The 18,093-nt window shown below is 71.2% G+C and carries 17 protein-coding genes and 1 pseudogene; 13 read left to right on the top strand and 5 right to left on the bottom strand.

The features are described 5' to 3' along the window. Positions 1-183: 183 nt before the first annotated feature. Entirely contained in the window at positions 184-1,323 is a 1,140-nt protein-coding gene (locus tag ACQPZF_RS30280; RefSeq protein ID WP_433262730.1) for a helix-turn-helix domain-containing protein, read from the bottom strand. Positions 1,324-1,604: 281 nt separating this feature from the next. On the opposite strand from ACQPZF_RS30280, the gene ACQPZF_RS30275 reads away from it, so the two are divergent. After that, entirely contained in the window at positions 1,605-2,129 is a 525-nt protein-coding gene (locus tag ACQPZF_RS30275) for a hypothetical protein (RefSeq protein ID WP_433262728.1), read from the top strand. Between the two features lie 196 nt (positions 2,130-2,325). Continuing rightward, positions 2,326-3,300 carry an Imm1 family immunity protein gene (locus tag ACQPZF_RS30270; protein WP_433262727.1) on the top strand — a complete coding sequence of 325 codons (975 nt, stop codon included), beginning with the start codon at positions 2,326-2,328 and terminating at the stop codon, positions 3,298-3,300. A 78-nt stretch (positions 3,301-3,378) separates the two neighbouring features. Here the strand turns inward: ACQPZF_RS30270 and ACQPZF_RS30265 are convergent, their stop codons facing one another. Both ACQPZF_RS30265 and ACQPZF_RS30260 read right to left on the bottom strand, forming a co-directional pair. After that, positions 3,379-6,333: a BTAD domain-containing putative transcriptional regulator gene (locus ACQPZF_RS30265; RefSeq protein WP_433262725.1), complete on the bottom strand. Its 2,955-nt coding sequence runs from the start codon at positions 6,331-6,333 to the stop codon at positions 3,379-3,381. A 75-nt stretch (positions 6,334-6,408) separates the two neighbouring features. Further along, entirely contained in the window at positions 6,409-8,892 is a 2,484-nt protein-coding gene (locus tag ACQPZF_RS30260; RefSeq protein WP_433262723.1) for a DEAD/DEAH box helicase, read from the bottom strand. A 125-nt stretch (positions 8,893-9,017) separates the two neighbouring features. Between ACQPZF_RS30260 and ACQPZF_RS30255 the strand changes: the two genes are divergently transcribed. From ACQPZF_RS30255 to ACQPZF_RS30240, 4 genes and pseudogenes are all read left to right on the top strand, one after another. Next, on the top strand, positions 9,018-9,707 hold the full coding sequence (locus ACQPZF_RS30255) for an energy-coupling factor ABC transporter permease (RefSeq protein ID WP_433262721.1): 690 nt from the start codon (positions 9,018-9,020) through the stop codon (positions 9,705-9,707). Continuing rightward, positions 9,704-10,015 carry a PDGLE domain-containing protein gene (locus ACQPZF_RS30250; protein WP_433262719.1) on the top strand — a complete coding sequence of 104 codons (312 nt, stop codon included), beginning with the start codon at positions 9,704-9,706 and terminating at the stop codon, positions 10,013-10,015. Before ACQPZF_RS30255 ends, ACQPZF_RS30250 begins: the two co-directional genes overlap by 4 nt. Further along, positions 10,012-10,650, top strand: a pseudogene (gene cbiQ, locus ACQPZF_RS30245) (cobalt ECF transporter T component CbiQ); the annotation flags it as partial. The gene ACQPZF_RS30250 and the pseudogene cbiQ, both read left to right, overlap by 4 nt. Positions 10,651-10,665: 15 nt before the next feature. After that, positions 10,666-11,448: an energy-coupling factor ABC transporter ATP-binding protein gene (locus ACQPZF_RS30240; RefSeq protein WP_433274756.1), complete on the top strand. Its 783-nt coding sequence runs from the start codon at positions 10,666-10,668 to the stop codon at positions 11,446-11,448. A 13-nt stretch (positions 11,449-11,461) separates the two neighbouring features. Here ACQPZF_RS30240 and ACQPZF_RS30235 read toward each other — a convergent pair whose 3' ends face one another. Beyond that, positions 11,462-12,046: a uridine kinase family protein gene (locus ACQPZF_RS30235; RefSeq protein WP_433262717.1), complete on the bottom strand. Its 585-nt coding sequence runs from the start codon at positions 12,044-12,046 to the stop codon at positions 11,462-11,464. Between the two features lie 156 nt (positions 12,047-12,202). Between ACQPZF_RS30235 and ACQPZF_RS30230 the strand changes: the two genes are divergently transcribed. Genes ACQPZF_RS30230 through ACQPZF_RS30210 form a run of 5 tightly spaced genes read left to right on the top strand, consistent with a single transcriptional unit; the run spans position 12,203 to position 15,305 of the window. Then, positions 12,203-12,652: a hypothetical protein gene (locus ACQPZF_RS30230; protein ID WP_433262715.1), complete on the top strand. Its 450-nt coding sequence runs from the start codon at positions 12,203-12,205 to the stop codon at positions 12,650-12,652. Beyond that, a complete protein-coding gene (locus tag ACQPZF_RS30225) occupies positions 12,649-13,851 on the top strand; it encodes a PPE domain-containing protein (RefSeq protein WP_433262713.1) in 1,203 nt (400 codons plus the stop codon). Before ACQPZF_RS30230 ends, ACQPZF_RS30225 begins: the two co-directional genes overlap by 4 nt. Then, entirely contained in the window at positions 13,848-14,114 is a 267-nt protein-coding gene (locus ACQPZF_RS30220; RefSeq protein WP_433262710.1) for a WXG100 family type VII secretion target, read from the top strand. Before ACQPZF_RS30225 ends, ACQPZF_RS30220 begins: the two co-directional genes overlap by 4 nt. Next, entirely contained in the window at positions 14,107-14,742 is a 636-nt protein-coding gene (locus ACQPZF_RS30215) for a hypothetical protein (RefSeq protein ID WP_433262708.1), read from the top strand. Before ACQPZF_RS30220 ends, ACQPZF_RS30215 begins: the two co-directional genes overlap by 8 nt. Positions 14,743-14,753: 11 nt before the next feature. Beyond that, positions 14,754-15,305 (top strand): hypothetical protein, encoded by a 552-nt coding sequence (locus ACQPZF_RS30210; protein WP_433262707.1) that lies wholly within the window; start codon positions 14,754-14,756, stop codon positions 15,303-15,305. Here ACQPZF_RS30210 and ACQPZF_RS30205 read toward each other — a convergent pair. Beyond that, on the bottom strand, positions 15,232-15,984 hold the full coding sequence (locus tag ACQPZF_RS30205; protein ID WP_433262705.1) for a helix-turn-helix transcriptional regulator: 753 nt from the start codon (positions 15,982-15,984) through the stop codon (positions 15,232-15,234). The genes ACQPZF_RS30210 and ACQPZF_RS30205 overlap by 74 nt on opposite strands. Positions 15,985-16,058: 74 nt before the next feature. Between ACQPZF_RS30205 and ACQPZF_RS30200 the strand changes: the two genes are divergently transcribed. Further along, positions 16,059-16,817 carry an ESX secretion-associated protein EspG gene (locus ACQPZF_RS30200; protein WP_433262703.1) on the top strand — a complete coding sequence of 253 codons (759 nt, stop codon included), beginning with the start codon at positions 16,059-16,061 and terminating at the stop codon, positions 16,815-16,817. Between the two features lie 393 nt (positions 16,818-17,210). Beyond that, positions 17,211-17,963, top strand: a complete 753-nt coding sequence (locus ACQPZF_RS30195) for a lytic polysaccharide monooxygenase (RefSeq protein WP_433262701.1) — start codon at positions 17,211-17,213, stop codon at positions 17,961-17,963. Positions 17,964-18,093 lie beyond the last annotated feature (130 nt).

The following is an 18,093-nucleotide window of genomic DNA, read 5'->3' as shown; positions in this document are numbered from 1 at the left end:
AGCAGCCGAGAGCAATGACACCCGACCACCAACCCCCATGTAACCCACAGTCACCGGCGCGCTTCGCGCTCTCCGCAGTGGCGCGCTTCGCGCTCTCGCCGTGGCGCGCGCAGCGCGCACACCCCGAGTCCTGCCCTTGTGATCATCCTTGGCGGCCAGCCCAGCGGCGAGCGCCGCTCTTCGTCACGAGCCAGACGCGACGCTTGAAACCCGCCGCCGCAGGGCCACAAGCCGACCCGCCACCCGTACAGACCGAACATCGCTCAAAGCCACACCAGCCTCATCGGCCAACGCACGCGCTTCATCCACCCGACCACCCCCGACATACAGGTCGGCGAGGTCGATCATGCGCCCCGCCCGTCCCCGCAGCCGAGCCGGATCCATGCGGGGCAAAAGGCGCTCGAACCGTTGGATCGCTTCACGACTCTCATCAGCGGCAGCCAACGACTGAGTGATGATCGAGTCGAGATGGTCGAACGTGAGGAAGCGAAGCCACGGCGGCGTCTCCCCACCTCGCCCGGCAAGAGCCTCAGCTTCCACAACATGCCGAAGCGCTCGGCGCTTATCGCCGGATTTCGCCAGATGCCCGGCCAGCCCGGCATGGAGGTTCGCGCGTTCCATCCCACAGACGCGGTGATCGGACAGAGCGGACTCGACCAGGTTCACCGCGTCCGCGGGGGATTCATCGCCGACCTGTGCGGCCATGTTCAGCACCACGTGCGCGCGAAGGTCCGGATCGGCCCCGGCGTCGGCGGTGCGGAGCGCCAACGTCGACAGCCGCCGCGCCGAGTAGGTCCGCCCGGAGTCGAAGTGCGTCCAAGCCGTCCGGTCCGCGAGCGCTCCCACCGCCGCAGAGAGCGCGACCCGGGTGTCATCACGCATCGGAGCGTCAAGAAGACTTACCGCCCAACGGAGAGCACCACTGGAGACGTCAGCGGCGACGGCACCCCCATACCGAAGATCCATCGTCGTATAAACGGTCGTCGCGTGCCGAACCGCTTCGACCTCGGAGCGCCCGACCTTGCCGGGAGCGTCGGCTGACGTGAGCCCATCGAGCAGACGGGCGAGTGGTTCCGGCGCGTTGGCTCCGGCGAACACGGCTGCGGCTGCCGCCAGTAGCTCCCGTCTGTTCACATCCTCACCCAACCCCTGTGCGTTCAGCACACGTTCGTAGGCCGCCACCAGTTCGGGCGTCGCCGTGCGTTGGCCGTTCTCCACCATCCCCAACAGTGACTTGCTGTAGTGCGTGCGCTGGGCCATAACGGCCAAGCTCAAGCCCGCTGCCTCCCTGGCCGCTCGAAGCGTTCGTGCTGTCTCGGACATGACGACCGGCTCCCGACGGCTGTGGACGGCTGTGGACGCTCACTTCGTTCCAGCGACGCTCCGCATCCAAGAGACTACTCCCCGGGTACACGCCGCCGGTCGATCCAATCGTCATGCGGCTGCCGTCAACCTCCGCTGCACGACCCGATCCAACCGAATCCGAGTACGAAATGTGGTCACAATGACTTCTCACGAGAACACCTTGTCGGTTGTCCGGTGCTATCTGACGAAAGGAGATGTAGACAAAGCGGCAGAGGCGCTTCGCTACGTGTGGGCGGGCGATGCTGCCGTCGGGAAGTCAGGAGATCGACGCCGTCAGGTTCCACAGCCTCAGCTTGGAACTGGCCGACCGGTTCCCGCTGGCGGAGTCTGCCTCGAAGCTCCTCTACCAGGCAACGGTCGCCTACGCGCGGATGAACGACTTCGCCGCGGCCACGGCGACCGCAGCTCGGATGGTGTCGGTCTGGCGTGCACTGTGTCAGGCGAACCCGACCGACGATGCGCTGAGTGGACATGCACACGCGCTGGACACCCTCGCCGGCATCTACCGGGCGCGTGGCATGGCCGACGAAGTCGCCGCGTGCCTGGTCGAGTTGGTGGAGTGGCATCTTGCCTGCGGAAACACGGTAGGGGTAGCTTGGGCTTTGCGCGAACTGGGAGCATTGGCGTTCCGGTCGGGAGATCTGGACAACGCGGCCAAGAAACTCACTCGGGCCGATGAACTCTATGCCGAAGATGCTGAAGACATCTGGAAATGTCGACGAAGCACTACGTTGGTTCGACAGGGCATTGGAATACCTGACTGACGGTGCCGCCGAAGAAGTTCGGGTGCTGGTAGAGGCGGCCGGCAAGGGGTGGGCTCTTCCGACGCCTACGGTTCTGGTGATCGGCGAATTCGGGCTTCCCATGTGGGGAAGCGGAGATGCGCCCGAGTCGGCACTCGCACGGGCCACAACGAGCGACGCGGGTCCTGTGCGACGCTGAGGTGTGGAAAGGGGACGCGTGGCGTCGACCGGCGAGGTGGCCGCACAGATCAGGGCTGCGGGCAAGAAGGCCGAGCAAGCCCGGACGGCGTTGGAGCAGGGGGAAGACCTGGACCTGGACGCACACGCGCAGTTGGCCGAGGTGATGACGAGTGCCACCCGTACCGATCTCATCGCCGATGCGGAAGTGATGCTGGCCGAGTTCGTCAAGGTGACGGACGGATGCAAGGGCTACCTGTGGCCGTTGCTCAACGAAGCCATGAGAGCGGTTGAAGCCATCGCGGCCCGTGTGGAACGCGCGGCCACCGCTTCCCCGGCCGCGCGGCGACCCGCGCAACGGCACGGATCACCACCCTCGACACAGCCAGCGCCGACGCCCGGCCGCCTGGCAGAACCCGACGAACCGCCCGTGGTCCCGCCGGAGCGGATCGAGCAACTACGGCGCGCACTACCACCAACCGTGGTGCCCAATACGGGCCAGAAGACACACGGCCGGTGGATAGGTCCGGATGGCGCCGCTCAACCGATCATCAACCGAAAACGGCGAACGGTTCCGCAAGCGGTACACAGGAGGTGCCCGTCCGTGGTGGCGCTAGAAGCATGGTTCGACCGGAACGCCGATGGGCCCACCATCGTGCACACCCCAGCCGAGTTGGACGCCGTGTTGGACACGGTCACGGGCTGGAACGTGCCCACCACTGTTCAACTGCTGACCGCGGACAATCCCGGTCACGTGCTGTTGGACGTGGGCTTGGACGCCAGATCCGGGCGCGGAGTCCTCTACTACTTCGGGCCGGACAAGCCGGACGGCTGTATCAGCAAGGGGCTGCATATCGCCGAGTCGCTTCCCATCTACTACTTCACCGGTTCGGATACCGAATTCCCCGCAGATGCGGAGATCCCGCTGACCGAAGCACGCCGCGCCGCCCACGAGTTCATGAGCAATGGGGGCGGATGGCCCAGCGGGATCGAGTGGCAGCCGCGCTGGGAGTAGCCCGGCCGGATCCGCCGAGTGGTTCCCGCTCGGCCGGTACGTCACCCGGTTCACGTGCAGCACGTGTGAGGTCCCACCTCAAAGCGAGGCCAACATCCCGGCCGCACTCTCCGCAAATGCATGAAACCCACTACGCGCAGCCAACTCAAGCCCAATCCGGGCATGCCGCAAAGCATCCTCCCGCCGCCCATCCAGAGCCAACGCCGGCACCAACTGGATATGCGACCGAGCCACCCCATACCGATAATCACAAGCAGCCGCCAACTCCAACCCGCGCAAATGAGCGGCAACCGCCCGCCCGGGCTTCCCCAAATGCCGCAGAACCAGCCCCAAAGCGTTGTGCACCTCGCACTCCACCCGAGGATCCCCACCCAACTCCTGCACCAACGCCAACGACCGCTGAGCAGTGCGCAAAGCCTCGGCGTGCTCCCCACCCAAACACAACGCGCCGGCAAGATGTGCCATCCCCTCGGCACGGGCATGCCGGGCCCCGGTGCGGTACCAGATGGCCAGCGCCTGCCGGTGGAGCGACACGGCCTGCGCGAACGAGCCCTGAGCCGCATGCCACCGACCCAGCAACGACGCACAGGCGGCTTCCAGGTTCACCCCACCCGCGGCCTGGGCCAACGACAACGCCTCGGCCAACCGCTCCCGGGATGGCTCGAACTCGCCGCGCATCAAGTGCAGAGCGCCCCACCCGGCCAGCCCGCCCACCCGGATATACGGATTGTCCGGCAGCGCCGCGCTCAACTCCAGCACCCGGTCGAAAGCCGCCGCCGCACCGCCGAATTCGCCGAGTTCGAGGTTCACCACCCCGTCCAGCCCGGCGTGCAGCCACAACGTCCGACCGGAAGGGGACGCCTCCCGCAGATACCGCTGAGCCTCCCGCAAATTCCCCAGGTTGCGATGCTCGGCCGCCAACCACACCAACATCGAAGTCTCGGCATCGGAATCGCCCAACTCCCGAGCCGCTCCCAACGCGGACCGGATGGCCCGCAGGAACTCCACGTGATGCCCGTGCGACCCGAAATACCCGCTCACCGCGTCGATCAACTGCCAAGCCATCGGCAACGGCCCCGATGAAGCGCAATACTCGGTGGCCGCCAGCACACTGGGCCGCTCCGCGTTCAACCACGCCCGAGCCGCGTCCGCGGTCATCGAAGGCGGAGCCGAGGGCGGCCTCAACTCGGGGTACAGCACATCCCCGACCTCGAACGCCGTCCGCAAGTACCACTCGAACAACCGCGTCCGGGCCGACTCCACGTCCTCCTCGGCCGCGGCGGCCCGGTCCACCGCGTAGTCGTGCAACAGGTCGTGCATCGCGAAACGGTCCACGCCCACCCGCTGCACGAGGTGCGCCGACGCCAGCTCCTCCAGCAGTTCCCGCGCCTCACCCTCGGACGCGTCGAGCAACGCCGCCGCCCCGAACGCGCTGAAGTCCGGCCCCGGCAACACCCCGACCAACCGGAACAGCCGAGCCGCCCCATCACCCAACGCCGCATAGGACAGGTCGAACGCCCGCCGCACCGCCGCCGTGTCGTCGTTGTCCACGGCGAGTGCGGCCAACCGGTCACCGCCACGCAACTCGTCCACGTAGGACGCGATATCGGCGTGCGGCAACCCCACCAGGTTGCCCAGCGCGATCCGCAACGCCAACGGCAGGTACCCGCACAGCCGCGCCAGCTCCGAGATCGCGTCGAACTGCGCCATCGCCGCTTCCGGCCCCAACGACCGGGCGAGCAGCTTCCAGGCCTCGTCGCCCCGCAGCACGTCCAGCCGCACCAACGTGGCGCGCAACGGCTTCCGCAGCTCGTTCCGGCTGGTGATCACCACCGAACACCCGGGCTCGCCGGGCAGCAACGGCAGCACCTGCTCGACCGAGGCCGCGTTGTCCAGCGTGATCAGCACCCGCCGCCCGCGCAACCGGGCCCGATAGCCGCGGACCAGGTCCTGCTCGTCGACCGGGATGTGGTCCGCCCGCACGCCCATCGCCCGCAGGAACCGCGCCAGCACCGCCGAAGTGGGCAACGGCGGCGAGGTGGAGTGCCCTCGCAGGTTCACGTAGAGCTGGCCGTCCGGGTACCGGTCGCGCACCGCGTGGCCCACCGAAGTGGCGAACGCCGTCTTGCCCACCCCCGGCGGCCCGCACACCACGACAGTCGCGCCCGCCCGCGTCAGCAACCCGGTGACCCGGGTCAGCTCCGCCCCGCGCCCCACGAAGTTCCCCACCGGAGCGGGAAGCTGCGACACCGGCGCCCAGGCGTTCACGGCAGGCTGGTGCAGCGCCGGATCCCCGGTCAGGATCGCGTGGTGGACCGACCGCAGCCCGTCGCTCGGGTCCACGCCCAGCTCGCGCGCCAGCGCGGTGCTGGCCTGCCGGTAGGCGTCCAGCGCGTCCGCCTGCCGGTCGGCCCGGTACAGCGCGATCATGAGCTGGGACCAGAACTGCTCCCGCAACGGGTGCTGCGCGGTCAGCCGGCGCAGGTCCGCGATCACCTCGTCGCACCGCCCCAGCCGCAGCTTCACGTCGATCAGCTCGGAGGTCACCCGCAGGCGCTGCTCGGCCAGGTTCGGCGCTTCCGTCTCGTGCAGCGACTCCGAGGGCACGTCCGCCAGCGCCGTCCCGCGCCAGTGCGCCAACGCCTCCTCGTACACCGCGCACGCCCCGGTGAAGTCCTCCTCCGCCGCCAGCGCCGCGCCCCGCTCGGCGAGGTCGCCGAACCGGTGGAGGTCCAGCGCGTCGTGCGGCAGGTCGATCCGGTAGCCGGTGGGCGTCGTGTGGATCAGTTGCGGGTCGCCGAGCGCCCGGCGCAGCCGCATCACGTACACCGGGAGCGTCTGCGCGGCCCGGTCCGGCGGCGCCTCGCCCCACACCCGGCGGATCAGGTCGCTCGCGGGCACCGAGCGGTTCGCGCCGAGCAGCAGCGTCGCCAGGACGATCCGGTGCTTCGGGGCGGTGATCGGGACGATCCGACCGTCTCGGCGGACCACCAGCGGTCCGAGCACGCCGAACTCGTCCTGCGACAGGGTCAATCGCCTCCGCTCCCTCCCGACCTTGACATGCTGGTACCCCGGCACCCCCCGGAGTACCACCGGATGGCCCGAGATTTACAGCTTGCCGACTTCGGTGATCCGCACGACGGCGGCGCCCGCCTCGTCGGACGCGGCCAGGTCGACCTCGGCGGTGAAGCCCCAGTCGTGGTCCTTCGCCGGGTCGTCGAAGATCTGCCGCAGCACCCAGCGCCCCGGCTCCTCGGTGATCACCAGCAGCGCCGGGCCGCGCGCGTCGGGGCCCATGCCGATCTCGTCGTGCTCCTCGAAGTACGGCTCCAGCGCGTCCTGCCAGTCCTCCGCGCCCCAGCCCGCGTCGCCGTCGAGCTGCCCCAGCTCGTAGTAGTTCCGCCGCGCCGCCAGCTCGACCCGGCGGAACAGCGCGTTGCGCACCAGCACCCGGAACGCGCGCACGTTCCGCGTGACGGCCGGCGGGGCGTCGTCCAGCGGGGTCGCGGTGTCCTCGGCGCCGGGGTTGCGCAGCTTCTCCCACTCGTCCAGGAGGCTGGAGTCGACCTGGCGCACCAGTTCGCCCAGCCACTCCACGAGGTCGTTCAGCTCCTCGGTCTTCGCGTCCTCGGGCACGGTCTGCCGCAACGCCTTGTACGCGTCCGCGAGGTACCGCAGCACCAGGCCTTCCGAGCGGGCGAGCTGGTAGTACGACACGTACTCGGTGAACGTCATCGCCCGCTCGAACATGTCCCGCACCACGGACTTCGGCGACAGGTGGTGGTCGGCGACCCACGGGTGCCCGCGCCGGTAGGTGGTGAACGCGGCCTCCAGCAGCTCGGCGAGCGGCTTGGGGTGCGTCACCTCCTCCAGCAGCTCCATCCGCTGGTCGTACTCGATGCCCTCGGCCTTCATCGCGCCGATCGCCTCGCCGCGCGCCTTGTGCTCCTGCGCGGACAGCACCTGCCGCGGGTCGTCCAAAGTGGACTCCACGATGGACAGCATGTCCAGCGGGTAGCTCGGCGACGCGCGGTCCAGCAGGTCGAACGCGGCCAGCGCGAACGGCGACAGCGGCTGGTTGAGCGCGAAGTTGAACTGGAGGTCGACGGTCAGCCGGATGTGCGTGCCCTCCCGCTCCACCACGCCGGCCGCGAGCAGCGCCCGGTACATGGAGATGGCGCGCAGGATGTGCTTGCGCTGCGCGGGCCGGTCCTCGTGGTTGTCCTCCAGCAGGTGCCGCATGGCGGCGAACGTGTCGCCGGGGCGGCCGATCACGTTGAGCAGCATGGCGTGGCTGACGGTGAAGCTGGAGGTGAGCGGCTCGGGCTCGGCGTTCTTCAGGCGCTCGAACGTCTGGTCGCTCCACGAGACGAAGCCCTCGGGCGCCTTCTTGCGCACGACCTTGCGCCGCTTCTTCGGGTCGTCGCCGGCCTTCGCGAGCGCCTTCTCGTTGTCCACCACGTGGTCCGGCGCCTGCACCACGACGGTGCCCATGGTGTCGTACCCGGCGCGCCCGGCGCGGCCCGCGATCTGGTGGAACTCGCGCGCCTTGAGGTGGCGGGTGCGCGTGCCGTCGTATTTGGACAGTGCGGTGAAGACCACCGTGCGGATGGGGACGTTGATCCCGACACCGAGCGTGTCCGTGCCGCAGATGACCTTCAGCAGGCCGGCCTGGGCGAGCTGCTCGACCAGCCGGCGGTACTTGGGCAGCATCCCGGCGTGGTGCACGCCGATGCCGTGCCGGACCAGCCGGGACAGCGTCTTCCCGAACCCGGAGGTGAACCGGAACCGGCCGATCATCGCGGCGATCGCGTCCTTCTCGGCCCGGGTGGCGACGTTGACGCTCATCAGCGCCTGGGCGCGTTCCAACGCGGACGCCTGGGTGAAGTGCACGACGTAGATCGGCGCTTCCCGGCCGTGCAGCAGCTCCTCGATCGTCTCGTGCAGCGGCGTCGTCACGTACTGGAAGTTCAGCGGCACCGGCCGGTCGGCGGAGCGGACCGCGGTGGTGGCGCGCCCGGTGCGCCGGGTCAGGTCCTTCTCGAAGAACGAGACGTCGCCGAGCGTCGCCGACATCAGCAGGAACTGCGCCTTGGGCAGCTCGATCAGGGGGACCTGCCACGCCCAGCCGCGGTCGGGCTCGGAGTAGAAGTGGAACTCGTCCATGACGACCTGCCCGACATCGGCGTCCGCGCCGTCGCGCAGGGCGATGTTGGCCAGGATCTCGGCCGTGCAGCAGAGGATGGGCGCCGACTCGTTGACGCTGGCGTCGCCGGTCATCATCCCGACGTTCTCCGCGCCGAACGTGTCGATCAGGGCGAAGAACTTCTCCGACACCAGGGCCTTGATGGGCGCGGTGTAGTAGGTCTTCCGGCCCTCGGCCAGAGCGGCGAAGTGCGCGCCGATGGCGACCAGGCTCTTGCCCGAGCCGGTCGGTGTGCTGAGGATGACGTTCGAGCCGGAGACGATCTCCATCAACGCCTCCTGCTGCGCGGGGTACAGCTCCAGCCCGCGACCGTGCGCCCACTCGGCGAAGGTGTCGTAGAGGACGTCCGGGTCGGGTGTGGGTGGCAGCAGGTCGGTGAGAGTCATCGCAGGCAGATCATAGGGGTAGCGCCGGCCTCGGGGCCGCCCGCGGGAGCGGCGGTGGGCGTGGCGGCGTATTGTTGTTGCACCGTGCTGGCCACAGCCGGGCAGTGGCACTTACCGTGTGGGCCGTGTCCGAACCGGTAGCAATGCACATGAGCGACGGCCTGCTCAACGCGCCGACCTCGTTGGCCTTCGTCGCGGTGGCCGTCATCGGGGTCGGGGTGGCGCTGGCCAAGGCCCGCGGCGACCTCGACGACCGCACCGCGCCGATGGCCGGGCTCGTGGCCGCGTTCGTGTTCGCCACCCAGATGCTGAACTTCCCGGTGCTGCCCGGCGTGAGCGGCCACCTGCTGGGCGGCGCGCTGGCGGCCATCCTGGTCGGACCGTGGGTCGGCGCGCTGTGCGTGACCATCGTGCTCGTCGTGCAGTCGCTGTTCTTCGCCGACGGCGGGGTCACGGCGCTCGGCGCGAACGTCACCAACATGGCCCTGATCGGCACCGCCGTCGGCTACCTGACCGCGGTGGCGCTACGGCCGCTCGCCAAGCGGAACAAGGGCGGGCTGGCGCTGGTCGCCTTCCTGTCGGCGCTGGTCAACACGGTGTTGGCCGCGTCCGGCTTCGTCGTCGAGTACGCGATCGGCGGTGCGGGCGGTGTCGCGTTCGGCACGGTCGCGGCGGCCGTCCTCGGCGTGCACGTGCTGATCGGCGTCGGCGAGGGGCTGATCACGGCGGCCACCGTGACGGCCGTCGCCGCGGCCCGACCCGATCTCGTCTACCTGCTGCGCGGCGAGCCGCAGAAGTTGGAGCTGAAGGCGTGAAGCGCTTCTTCGCCTGGTTCGCGGTGGTCAGCCTGGTCCTCGCGGGCGGCGTCTCGTACTTCGCCGACTCGAACCCGGACGGCCTCGACCACGTCACCGAGGAGCACGGGATCGCCGAGCACGCCCAGGACCACCCGTTGGCGGACGGGCCGTTCGCGGACTACGCGGTGGGCGGTGACGACCGGTTGACCGGGCTCGCGGGCGTGGTCGGCGTCGTCCTCACGCTGCTGGTCGCCGGCGGGCTGTTCTGGCTGCTCCGCAAGCGGCCCGGGACGGAACCGAAGACCAAGACCGACCCGACGGCGTGAGCGCCGGGCACGGGGTCCTGCACCGGCCCGGGGACTCGCCGGTCCACCGGCTGCCGCCGCAGGTCAAGATCGTCGCCGCGGTGGTGGCCGTGCTCTGCGTGGTGGCGACGCCGCGGGAGGCGTTCTGGGCGTTCGGCGCCTACCTGCTCGCGATCACGGCGGTCTGGTTCGTCGCGCGCGTGCCGGTGGGCTGGTTCGCCGCACGGGCGTTGATCGAGCTGCCGTTCGTGGTGCTGGCGCTGCTGCTGCCGTTCACCGGGGTCGGCGAGCGGGTCGACTTCCTCGGGCTCTTCGTGTCGCTGGAAGGCTCGCTGGCCGGGTGGAACATCCTCGCCAAGGGCACGCTCGGCGTCCTCGTCTCGCTCACCCTCGCCGCCACCACCGCACCGCAGGACCTGCTGCTCGGGCTGCAACGGCTGCGGATGCCGTCGCTCATGGTCACCATCGCCACGCTCATGCTCCGGTACGCCGATGTCGTCGTGGCCGAGGCGAAGCGGATGCGGGTGGCGCGCATCTCACGCGGCGACGACCCCCGGTTCCTCTGGCAGCTCGGCGCGACCGCGCGCGGCGTCGGCAGCCTGTTCATCCGCTCCTACGAACGCGGCGAGCGCGTGCACCTGGCCATGGTGTCGCGCGGCTGGACCGGCCGGATGCCGGACGGGAGGGAGAACGTGGTGGCGGACTCGGCGGCGACGGACCGGACCGCGCCCGCGCTGCTGGTGCAGCGGCTGGCGTTCGCCTACCCGGACGGCCACCAGGCGCTGTTCGGCGTGGACCTGCGGGTCGAGCCGGGGGAGCGGGTCGCGCTGCTCGGGCCGAACGGCGCGGGCAAGACCACGTTGGTGCTGCACCTCAACGGCGTGCTCGGCGGCGGCAGCGGGCGGATCGAGGTGGCCGGGCTGCCGGTGGCCAAGGAGCACCTGCGGGAGATCCGTCGCCGGGTCGGCGTGGTCTTCCAGGACCCCGACGACCAGCTCTTCCTGCCCACCGCGCGACAGGACGTCGCGTTCGGACCGGCGAACTTCGGGCTGCGCGGCGACGCGCTCGACGCACGGGTCGCGCAGGCCCTGGACGCGGTCGGCATGGCGGACGTCGCCGACCGGTCCCCGCTGCACCTGTCCGGCGGGCAGCGGCGGCGGGTGGCGCTGGCGACCGTGCTGGCGTGCGACCCGGAGATCCTGGTGCTGGACGAGCCGTCGGCGAACCTGGAACCGGTGGCCCGCCGGGAACTCGCCGAGGTGCTGCTCGGCCTGGACCGCACCATGCTGATGGTCACGCACGACCTGCCCTACGCGTTGCAGCTCTGCCCGCGCAGCGTGCTGATCGACGGTGGAGTCGTGGTGGCCGACGGGCCGACGCGGGAAATCCTGGCCGACACCGAGTTGCTCGCGAAGCACCGGCTGGAACTGCCGTTCGGGTTCAAGCTGGACTGACCGGTCGGGTGCCTCAGCGGGCGGCGCCGACGCGGTGAGCCAGTTCCCGGGCGAGGTCCCCGCGTGCCCGGCGCGGGCTGAGCCGACGCATCCCCGCCGCGAGGCAGCGGCGCACCACGGCGGGCTGTTCGCGCAGCAGCCGCAGGCCGCGGCGGAGCAGGACCGGGATCGGCTTGCGCGCCTCCACGACGTCCCGGGCGAAACGGCGCACGAACGTGACGAACGCGTTGGGCGCCAGCACGATCGCGTCCTGGAGCACGCCCGCCCGCCGACAGCCCGCCACGAGCCGGTCCGCGAACAGGCCTTCGGCGATGAACGGGCCGCTTGCCTCCACGACGTGACAACCCACCCGGCGGTCCTCACCGAGCGCGTAGACCGGCGCTTCCACACGACCCGTCGTGGCCAGCTCGATCACGGCCCGGAGCGCGTCCTCGGTGTTCCACGACCCTTCCGCGTCCCAGTCCGGCAGGCCGGCGTCGTCCCGCGGCAGCAGCGGGTCGTCACCCTCGCGGTAGAAGTCGTCCAAGCGGAGCACCGGCCCGCCCAGCTCGGCGGCGAGGGTGGATTTGCCCGACCCGGATGGACCGGCGAGCAACACGACGCGTGCATGAACGGCAGGTGACGGCACGGAAGACAATTCTCCCACAGGGTGGATTCCTGAAGAAACCTCGTCTTTGTCCGATCGTGCATGGCCGATGCTCCCGTTGTGCACCCGGTCTGGTGGTCGGACGGTGGGGCCGCCACGATGTGCGTCATGGAGAGGGTGCGCGGCATCGAGGATGCCAAGCGGTTACGCGACCAGTACGAGGACGAGCCGCGGCGGCACGCGCCGCTGCCACCGGTCGCCGCGCCCACCGGCGCGGGGGCGGCCGGGATCGTCGCCCAGGACGGCGACCGGATCGAGCTGGACTTCAGCGAGCTGACCGCGGCCCTGGGCAAGTTGGACGAGCTGCACAGCACCCTCTACGACCACCTGGACAAGGCCGACGAGCTGCAGAAGCCGTTCGGCGACGGCAAGGGGCCGGTCACGCACCACATGCGCCGGGCGTTCGGGCTGCGGGCCGGCGACCTGGACGGCGGCGTGCGGACGGCGCTGCGGTCCTACCTCGACGAGCTGGAGGCGCTGCGCACGGCGTTGCACCAGGTCGGGGCCACCCACCAGGCCGAGGACGAGGCGGCGGCCGAGAAGTTGAGGAAGCTGTGACCGAGCGCAGGCACCGGCTCCACTCCGAGGACCACCCGCCGACCCCGCGGCAGGTGCGGCAGGCCCGCAAGGTCTCGAACCGCAAGAAGGCCAACCGGCGGCTGGAGAACTTCGGCCGCATCAACTGGGACGTCTACCCGCACCGCTACCTGTGGGACATGGTCAAGTCCGCCGACCTCGGCCGGATGGGGCAGCGCGGCCACGACTGGAAGACCCTCGCCGGCGACATCGACCAGGCCACCAAGGACGTGCACGACCTGGTCGAGAAGCTGGTGCAGTCGTGGCGCGGCCCGTCGTCGGTGGTGGCCGCCGGCTCGGTGACCCGGCTGACGCAGTGGGCGACGGACGCCTCCGAGCGCGCGTTCCGGATCGGGGGCGGGCTCGACGCGTACACCGAGGCCGTGCAGGAGGCGTCGCGGCGGATGCCCGAGCCGGTGCACCCGACCGCCGAGAAGTGGTTCGCCGACGGGTACGACGTGGCGACGCTCGACGGGCCGCAGGGCGCGTACATGGCGGACCAGCTCTTGGACGACCACATGCCGTCCAAGAAGGAGCAGCAGCGGGCTAAGGCCGAGGCCGTGCGGGTGATGCGGGACTACGAAGACGCGAGCCGGTTCGTGCACGACAAGCTCCCGACGTTCGACGACGCGCCGGACGGGGCGATGCCCGCGCCGGACCACCGGCCCGACTACGTCGGTCCCGAGCAGGTCCCGGATTCCGGCCCGAAGTCCGGACCGGACGGCCGGCCGCGGCCCGAGCCACCGCACCGACCGGTGCCCGAGCCGCTGCCCGGCGCGCGGCCCGAGGGCACGACGACCGTCGCGGCGGCCGGTGGTCCGGCGGGCTTCGGCATCCCCGGACTGCCCGGTGGCGCGTCCGTGCCCGGCGGGTACGCGGCGGGCTCGGCCGGTGGTCACGGCGCGTTCGGCTCCGGCGTTCCCGGGGGTTTCGGTCCCGGGGGTTTCGGCCCGGTCGGTCCCGGCGGCTCGTCGGGCGTGATCGGCGCGGTGCCCGGCGGCGCGGCGGCGCGGGGCGGCGTCGGCCCGGTCGGCGCGGGCGGGCCGCAGGGCTTCGGCATGTTCCCGCCGGTCGCGCAGGGCGGCCGGGAGGAAGACCTGGAACACCGCAACCGCTACGACAACGGCTTGGACCTGCTGGACGACCTGCCGCCCGCGTTCCCGCCGGTGCTGGGCGAATGAGCGGCGGCTACGCGGTCGACCCGGACGAGCTGGCCGGCTTCGCGGACCGCCTCGCCGACACCGCCGACGAGCTGCGCACCACACTGTCCACTGTGGATGAACCGGTCGGCGACCTCGGTCCGGAAGGGGTCACGGAGGCCGTCACGGAGCTGCTCGCCGAGTGGTCGGACACCTTGCGCGGCTTGGCGTTGACCACCGTCGCGGACGAGGTGCGCACGGCGGGGGAGACCTACCGGCAGGCCGACGAGCTGCCCCATGACTGACTACCGGGGCCTGGGGTTCGACCCAGCGCCGGGCAGCGCGGAGGCCGTCGCGGCGGTCAGCGCGCGCTGTGTGGTCGACGTGGTCGTGCCCGGCGTCCCCGCGGGCTGGACGGGCGTGGCGGCCGAGGGGCTGACGACGCGGTTGGAGGCGGTGGTGTCCGAGCTGACGGCGGTCCGGCACGCGATGCGGGCGGCGGCGGAGGTGCTCGACGCCTGGGCCACCACCCTGCTGGGCAACCAGCGGCGCGCCGAGGACCTGGACCGGCGGGCCGTGCGGCTGCGCCGGGACCTGGCCGAGGCCGCCGACGAGGTCGACCACGCGGGCGCGCTGGCCCGGTTCACCCCCGCGCACGCCGAGGTCCACGCCGCCGCCGCGGCCCGGCACGACGAGCTGGCCCGGCAGTTGGACGAGGTGCTGGCGGAAGCCCGGCTGCTGGCGCGCGACCACCACGCGGAGGCCCGGCGGGTCGCCGAACGGCTGCGGTCCGAGGAGCCCTCCACCGCGCTGGCCGACACCCTGGCCGGGTTCTCGGCGCTCACCGCCGACCTGGCCTCGGTGCTGCTCGGCCCACCCGGACCGGCCGGCCCCCGGGGCGCGGCGGCGGCGTTCGCGGCGGGCCTCGGGTGAGACTCGTCCCCGTGCCGGGGGTCACCCCGGTGGCGCTCGGCTCACCCGATCGCACCGCCGAGGAACTGCTGGCCGTGCTGCGCCGCGTCAAAGGCACCCGCGACCCCGGCCTGGAGGTCTCCGCGACCCAGGCCGCCGAACTGGCGCACCGGCACGGCTTCGGCCTGCTGGCGGTGGTCGAGCACCGGGACGCCGACCCGGCGCTGCTGATGGCCGGCGTGGTGCCGGTGGACCGGCCGGTCGACCCCGCGCTCGGCGTCCAGCTCGCCGGCCCGGCCATCCGGGACGTGACGAAAGGCGTGACCGCGACCGGCTACCCGGTGGTGATCGTGGAACGGATACCGGTCACCGGCTCGGGCGCGCAGCTCCAGGTCGTGGTGACCGATCCGGCGCGCCCGCGGGTCGCCGTGTTCACCCTGCACTCGCCCACCGGGCGGGGCTGGCTGGACGTGGCCGGCCTGGCGGGCCGGTTCGTGTCCGGGATGGAGTTCACCGACCCCGGAACTCGCTCGGCGTCCGGCCGACCACCTGGCGGAACGTCCGGGAGAAGTGCGCCGCGCTGACGAAACCGCAGTCCTTGGCGATCTCGCCGATGCCCCGGCCGGCCTTCGCCGGGTCGGACAGCAACGCCTTGGCCCGGTCCACGCGCAGCCCCCGGATGCGTTCGGACACGCCTTGGCCGTCGTCGAAAAGCTGGTAGAGACGTCGGCGCGAGATGTGCAGGGCCTTGGCGATCACGTCCGCGCCCAGGTTCGGGTCGGACAGGTGGGCGCGCATGTAGTCGACCGCGTCCCGGCGGCGCGCGGCGAGCGCGTCCACCCGGTCCAGCTCGGCCCGCAGGGCGCTGCGCAGCACCAGTTCGGCGAGGCCGAGCAGGTGGTGGGACAGGCCGTGCGGGTCCAGCACATGCGCGGCGGCGAGAACGTGCGCGATGGCCCCGGAGAACACCGAGCGCAGCGCCGCGTCCACCGGGACCGGTTGGAACATCAGGGGTTTGAGCTCGGCGAACCCGATCGTCAGCTTGGCTTCGGCGACCGTCAGCAGCGCCGCGCCGGCCGGCGCCACGTGCAGCGAGCAGTCGGGGAACCGCAGCGCCGCGCCGCTGTTCGGCAGGCCCCTCGGCACCGTGCAGCCCAACAGGAGCTGGATGTGCTCCGGCGGACCGGACGAGCCGTTGAGCGCCGCTTTGGCCGCCGCGGCGCCCGAGGCGCGTACCGTCAGCAGCCCGTTGGCGACGTCCACGCCGGTCAGCGTACGGCCGCGGACTTCGCCAAGCCCCGCACACCGCGTGGTCGGGACCGCTATCTTCGGCCGACATGGCACGCCGTTCAGCGACCGCGGTCGTCCTGTCCCACGTGGAGTTCGACCTGCTGTGGGAGGACCTGGGGGTGGGCGATCCGCCGTATCCGCTGGAGGTCCGGTCCCACGGGGAGACCATCGCCGAGCGGGAGGACCTGGGCGTCGACGTCTTCCACGCGCTGTCCTCGGCCGGGCTGGCCGACGGCGACGACATCGCGCCCGAGCTGGAGGACCTGTTCGGCTACCTGAACGGCAGCACGCTGTCCGTGGACGCGCTGGTCTTCCGCCCGCAGCCGTGGCGGGTGCTGGCGGCCGTGCGGGGTGGTCGGGGCGTGCTGGCGGTGCTGAACGACCACGAGGTGGCGTTGGAGCCGATCCGGGACGTGGTGGGCGCGATGGCCAAGGTGATCGGCGACGCCCAGCCGGGTCCGGGTGAGCAACTGCGGTTGCCCCGGTCCGTGTTCTCGGCCGCGATGGAGGCTTATGCGTCCGCCGGTTACCCGGCCTTGGAACGTGCGCTGGCCAACGGCGGCGTGACCGGCCGGGCCACCAGGGCGGTGACCACCCTGGTCGAGGCCGGGCGGGGCGCGGCGGGCCAGCTCGCGTGCTCCGGTCCGGCCGGCCGGTCGCCGATCCTGAGCTGGACCGACACCACGGCCGGCCGGTACGCGATGGCGGCCGAGGACGTGGCCGGCGAGCCCTGGGTCCTGGTCACCCCGGCGGACGGCGCGTGGCTGACCCGCAAGCTGGCCGGGATGCTGGCCGCGGTGGGCTGACCGGTCGGTTAAAAAGTCCTCTGGTGTGAATGCGGGGCCGGGAGTGCGGGGAGCCGGGTGCGGCCGGCACTCTCGAAGGTGGCCCCGGAGAGCGGGCCCCGGCCTGGTCCGGACCGCTCCTGGCCCACGTCCGCCCGGTCTTGGAACCGGGACGCCTCCGCGGAGGCCGACGTCGGCCCGGTCGTTCAGGCCCTGCTGGGCGGGCTGTCGCAGGTGGGGACGGTCCGTTCGGATTCTTGACCGAGGATGATATTCACGTTTATGGTCTAGACCACATCGCGGTACGTGTCGATCCGCCTGCGGGACGTCACGTACCGGCACGATCCGGCCGCCGCGGACTTGGACCCTGCCCAGGGAGACCTCTCGGGGGTCTCCCCCCGAAGGAGCTGGACAATGAGTCTGAAACGGAAGCTCGCGGCGGTCCTCGCCGGCGTGGGCGTCGCCCCGTTCATCGTCGTGATGTCAGCGGGAACAGCGAGTGCGCACGGCTACATCACCTCACCCCCCAGCCGGCAGGCGGTGTGCTTCGCGGGCCGCGTCTCCGGCTGCGGGGACATCATCTACGAACCGGGAAGCGTGGAAGGCCTGAAGGGGCAGCAGAACTGCCACGGCGGCGACGGCCGCTGGGCGCCCCTCAACGACGACCGGAAGGCCTGGCCCGCGACCACCGTGGGCGACAGCGTCACGTTCAACTGGGCGATCCTGGCCAACCACTCCACCGCCACGTGGCAGTACTTCGTCGGCGGCAGCAAGATCGCCGAGTTCAACGACCGCGGACGCCAGCCCGGCAAGACCGTCACGCACAACGTGAGCCTGGGCGGGCGCACGGGCCGGATCAAGCTGCTGGCCATCTGGAACATCGCCGACACGGCCATGGCGTTCTACAACTGCGTCGACCTCCAGGTAGGCCCCGGCGGCCCCGGCCCGACAACCACGTCGACGCCGACGACCACCACCGAGCCGACCACGACCACGCAGCCGACGACCACCACGCCGCCGGTGACCGGCCCGTGGGCAGCCGGCGTCTCGTACACGGCGGGCTCGCAGGTGACCTACGGCGGCGCTTCGTACCGCTGCCTCCAGGCACACACGTCCCTGGCCGGCTGGGAACCACCGAACACCGCTTCCCTGTGGCAGCGGCTGTAGAACGGTTCAACTCGCCGGTCGCGATAAGTCGGTGAGATAGAAGGCGAGCCTCCCGGCAGGGCAACGACAGGAGCGATCAGTTGTCCAGCCGGGAGCTTCGCCAAGAACGCCAAGAACGATAGCCTCCGTT

This window comes from Actinosynnema sp. CS-041913 (assembly GCF_050942485.1).
Taxonomy (GTDB): Bacteria; Actinomycetota; Actinomycetes; order Mycobacteriales; family Pseudonocardiaceae; genus Actinosynnema.
The sequence above is the reverse complement of the archived record's forward strand: the minus strand, read 5'-3'. Positions and strand labels throughout refer to the sequence as shown.